The sequence below is a fragment of the Streptomyces sp. BRA346 genome (assembly GCF_052851135.1).
On record NZ_JAIWIH010000105.1, the window covers coordinates 1 to 5,284 of the forward strand.

A 5,284-nucleotide genomic window follows, 5' to 3' on the forward strand; every position below is an offset into this window, starting at 1 on the left:
CCAACGCCTCCCACGACGTCTCCAACAACAACCGCTGCTGCGGATCCATCGCCAACGCCTCACGCGGCGAAATCCCAAACAACTCCGCATCAAACTCCGTGGCGTCCTGCACGAACCCACCGACACGCACATACGACGTCCCCACACGCCCCGGACCGGGATCGAAAAGCCCATCCAGATCCCACCCCCTGTCGACCGGGAACGACGAAAGCCCGTCACCACCCGAGACCAACATCTCCCACAAACCCTCAGGAGAAGCGACACCACCCGGAAACCGGCAACCCATACCCACAATGGCAATCGGTTCGCGGGCGGCCGCGCGAAGCTGCTGGTTCCGCTGCTTGAGCGTGTTGGTCTCTTCCAGCGACTTCCGGAGCGCCTGGACGACCTTTTCGTACGGTGCAGTCATCTGTTGTGACCCCGATCAGTCCTGTTCGAAGGGTTCGTCGTCACCGAGCGCCAGTTGCACGAGATCGTCGACGTCCAGCTCTGCGATCGCCCCCTCCTCCGCGGACTCCGCCCCTTCCGGCTCGTCCTCTCCGGAGGCGGCCAGCCGCACCAGGGCGTCCATCAGTCCCGCCGCGCGGAATCGGTCCAGGGGTACGGACGCCAGCGCGTGCCGCAGCCGCTCCTCGTCCAGACCGGGATCCGCGTCGTCGCCGTCGTCCGGGAACAGCTCGCCACGCAGATGACCCGCGAGCGAGGCCGGAGTCGGGTGGTCGAAGACCAGCGTGGTCGGCAACCGCAGTCCGGTGGCCGCGGTGAGCCGGTTACGCAGATCCACCGCGGTCAGGGAATCGAAGCCGAAGTCCTTGAACGCGCGGTCCGCGTCGATCGCGGCGGCGGACGAGTGCCCCAGCACCACGGCGACCTGGGTCTGCACCAGATCCAGCAACGACTGCTCCCGCTCGGCGGCGGGCAGGTCCCGCAGCCGCCGGGTCAGCTCGCCGGACCCCTCGGCGTCGGCGTCGGCGGTCGCGGTCAGCGCCGCGGCCGCCTCGGGCAGGTCGGCGATGAGCGCGCTGGGCCGGGCGAGCGTCAGCGAAGGCGCGAAGCGTTCCCAGTCCACGTCGGCGACGGTCGCGCAGGCCCGGCCGTCGGCGAGTACCTGGTCGAGGGCCGCCACCGCCAGCTCCGGGTCCAGTACGCGAACACCGGAGCGGCGGAACCGTTCCTCGGCCACTCCGTCGGCCGCCATCCCGTCGCCGCCCCACGGCCCCCAGGCCACCGATGTGGCGGGCAGTCCCAGGGCGCGTCGGTGTTGCGCGAGGGCGTCGAGGTGTGCGTTGCCCGCCGCGTATGCGGCTTGGCCCGCGTTGCCGAGGACCCCGGCGATGGAGGAGAACAACACGAAGGCGTCCAGTTCCAGCTCCGCCGTCAGCTCGTGCAGATGCCGCGCCGCATCCGCCTTCGCGGCCAGTACCCCGGCGAGCCGCTCCGGTGTCAGCTCGGTGACCACCCCGTCGTCCAGGACCCCCGCGGTGTGTACGACGCCGGTCAGCGGCGCATCCTCGGGCATGCCGTCCAGCACGGCGGCAAGGGCCCGGTGGTCGGCGATGTCGCAGTCGGTGACGGTGACCCGCGCACCGAGTCCGGACAGCTCCTGCCGCAGTTCCGCCGCGCCCGGCGCCTGTGCCCCGCGCCGGGAGACCAGCACGAGGTGGTCCGCGCCACGGGAGGCCAGCCGACGTGCCACATGCGCGCCCAGGGCACCGGTGCCGCCGGTGATGAGGACCGTGCCGTGCGGCTGCCAGCCGTCGCCGTCTCCCCGCGTGGTGTCGCGCGTCAGCCGGGCCGCGTACACACCGGAGGAGCGTATGGCGACCTGGTCCTCATAGCCGTTCGTGTGGCCGTTCGTGTGGCTGTCCGTGCGACTCGCGGCGAGGACGGACACCAGGCGGGTCAGGCTCCGCTTCCCGATGTCCTCGGGAAGGTCGACCAGGCCGCCCCAGCGCTGCGGCTGTTCAAAGGCCACCGTCTTGCCCAGGCCCCACAACTGGGCCTGCGCCGGGTTGGCCAACCGCTCGCCCGCTCCGACGGAGACCGCTGAGCGGGTCAGGCACCACAGGGGCGCTTCGGCCTCGGCGTCGGCCAAGGCCTGCACCAGCGTCAGCGTCATGGCGGTCGCGATGGGCACCGGTCCGTCGCCGGGTTCTTGCGCTTCGGCTTCCGCTTCGGCTTCGGCTTCGGCTTCGGCCAATAGGGACACCACACCATCCGCCGAGGTCGCGCGGATCCGGTCGGCGAGTGCTTCACGGCTCGTCGTGGCGGCGAGGGTCAGCACGGTGACCTCAGCCGCGCCGCCCGCCCGCAGAGCCTGTGCGCACTGCTCGGCCAGTCCGTCCTGGGCGGCGGTCAGCCGCTCCGGCACTGCCAGCAGCCAGGTCCCCGACAGGCGGCCCGTACTCGGTACGGTCGTCTGCTTCCACACCATTCCGTAGCGCCAGCCCGACAGCGCCGACTGCTCCTGCTGCCGCTTGCGCCACGTCGACAGCATGGGCAGCACGGTGTCCAGCGGTGTGCCCGCTTCGACGCCGAGTTGGCCGGCAAGGGACGCCACATCGCCCTGCTCCACCAGGTTCCAGAACTCGGTTTCGGCACCGCTGAGGCCCACGTCGGTTGTGGTCACACCCTGGGTCTTGCGGTCCCGCAGCCAGAACCTCCGGCGCTGGAACGCGTACGTCGGCAGGTCCACCCGCTCGGCCCCGGTCCCGGCGAACACCGCCGCCCAATCGACCTTGGCGCCACGTACGAACAGCTCAGCCACCGCCGTCAGCACGGTTTCGGGCTCGGCATGGCCCTCACGCAATGCGGCCACGGAAAACGCGGTGTCCACGCTGTCGGTTCCGGACCGGGTCAGTGCCGTCAGGACCGGGTCGGGCCCGACCTCCAGCAGTCGGCCGACGCCCTGCCCGCCCGTGGTCGCCTCGATCGCGTCATGGAACCGAACCGGCTGCCGGACCTGGTCCACCCAGTAGTCCGGGTTCGCCCAGTCTTTTTCGCGGACCGGCTCGCCCGTGACCGTGCTGACCGCTGGGAGAATCGGTTGCCGGTAGGTGACGCTCGCGGCGATCTCGGCGAACTCCGCCAGCATCGGCTCCATCAACGGCGAGTGGAACGCATGGCTGACGCGCAGCCGCGACACCCGGCGGCCCCGCTCCCGTGCAGCAACCATCACCTGCTCGACCGCGTCCTCGTCGCCGGAGATCACCACGGCGGTGGGGCCGTTGACCGCTGCGACCGCCGCCCGCTCGCCGTCGGGAAGTCCGTGCAGAATCCCGGCGACCTCGTTCTCGGTGGCTTCGATCGCCGCCATCGCGCCGCCCGAGGGCAGCGCCTGCATCAACCGGGCGCGTCCCGCCACCAGCCGAGCGGCGTCGGCCAGTTCGAAGACCCCGGCGGCGTAGGCGGCGGCCAGTTCGCCGATCGAGTGGCCCAGCACCACGTCCGGGCGTACTCCCCAGGAGCGTAGGAGGGCCACCAGCGCGGACTGGACGGCGAAGAGCGCGGTCTGCGCGTAGCCGGTTTGGCCCAGCCACTCCGCCTCGGCGGAACCCTCGTCGGCGAACAGCACGTCCCGCACGGGCACCTTGAACGTGGCGGTGCCTTCCAGTTCTGTGTCGAGGCAGTCGCAGACCTCGTCCAGGGTCCTGGCGAAGGCCGGGAACCGTTCGTACAGCTCGCGGCCCATGCCGGGCCGCTGGCTGCCCTGGCCGGTGAACATCCAGGCCGTCCGGCCGTCGCCGACCACACCGGACACCACGGTGGCGTCGGTGGCCCCATCGATGGCGTTGGTGGCGTCGGTACCGTCGGTACCGGTCGGGGTTGCGAAGGCCGCCGCCCTGACGCGCAGCGCATCGCGGTCGCGCCCCAGCACCACGGCGCGGTGGTCGAGCACGGCGCGGGTGGTCGCCAGCGACATTCCGACATCGACCGCGGCGGGGGCGTGCTCCTCGTACGCGCCGAGGAAGGCGGTCAGACGCCCGGCCTGCGCCCGCACCGCCTGTTCGCTCCGGCCGGACAGCACCCAGGGGACCAGCGGCAGCTCGGCCGACGGCCGGTCCTCCCGCTCGTTCGGATCGTCCCAGCCCTCCGGCTCCGCAGCGACAGCCGGATCACCGGTCGGCGCTTCCTCGATGATGACGTGTGCGTTGGTCCCGCTGATGCCGAACGACGAGACACCCGCCCGACGTGGCCGCTCACCGCGCGGCCAGGCACGGGCCTCGGTCAGCAGCTTCACCGCCCCGGCTTCCCAGTCCACATGGGACGAAGGTTCTTCCACATGCAGGGTCCGTGGCAGCCGCTGTGCCCGCAGCGCCATGACCATCTTGATCACGCTCGCCGCGCCGGCCGCGGCCTGGCTGTGCCCGATGTTCGACTTGATCGAGCCCAGCCACAGGGGATCCTGACCGTCACGGCCCTGGCCGTACGTCGCCAGCAGTGCCTGCGCCTCGATCGGGTCGCCGAGCGTGGTGCCGGTGCCGTGCGCTTCGACGACGTCCACGTCGGACGGCGAGACCTTGGCGGCCTTCAGCGCCTGGCGGATGACACGCTGCTGGGAGGGGCCGTTCGGCGCGGTCAGGCCGTTGGAAGCACCGTCCTGGTTGACCGCGCTCCCGCGTACGACCGCGAGCACGGGGTGCCCCAGGCGTTGCGCGTCGGAAAGCCGCTCCAGTACGAGGATTCCGCCGCCCTCCGCCCATCCGGTGCCGTCCGCGGCGTCCGAGAAGGACTTGCACCGGCCGTCCCCGGCCAGCCCGCCCTGACGGGCGAACTCCACGAAGATGCCCGGGGTAGCCATCACGGTGGCGCCCCCGGCGAGCGCCATCTCGCACTCGCCCGCCCGCAGCGCCTGGCACGCCAGGTGCAGGGCGACCGACGCGGACGAGCACGCCGTGTCCACCGACACCGCCGGGCCCTCCAGGCCCAGCACGTACGACAACCGGCCCGATGCGACGCTCGGCGTGCTGCCGGTGAGCAGATACCCCTCGGTCTCGGTATCCGGGTCGTCCTCCTGGCCACTGGCATAGCCGTTGGCCGACACACCCGCGAACACGCCGGTCTGGGAACCGCGCAGGGACAACGGGTCGATGCCCGCCCGTTCCAGGGCCTCCCACGCGGTCTCCAGCAGCAGCCGCTGCTGCGGATCCATCGCCAGCGCCTCACGCGGGGAGATCCCGAACAGCTCCGCATCGAACTCCGTGGCATCCGCGACGAACCCACCGACGGCCGCGATGTCGTCCAGCACCCGCGTGTCCCAGCCACGGTCCACCGGCAGCGGCGA

Annotated in this window: 2 protein-coding genes; both read right to left on the minus strand. The window is 71.5% G+C overall.

All coding sequences use genetic code 11. The features are described from left to right. A partial coding sequence (locus tag LCH29_RS43480) for a beta-ketoacyl synthase N-terminal-like domain-containing protein (RefSeq protein WP_446467207.1) occupies positions 1–409 on the minus strand: 409 nt, incomplete at its 3' end. A 15-nt stretch (positions 410–424) separates the two neighbouring features. Next, a partial coding sequence (locus LCH29_RS43485; RefSeq protein WP_446467208.1) for a type I polyketide synthase occupies positions 425–5,284 on the minus strand: 4,860 nt, incomplete at its 5' end.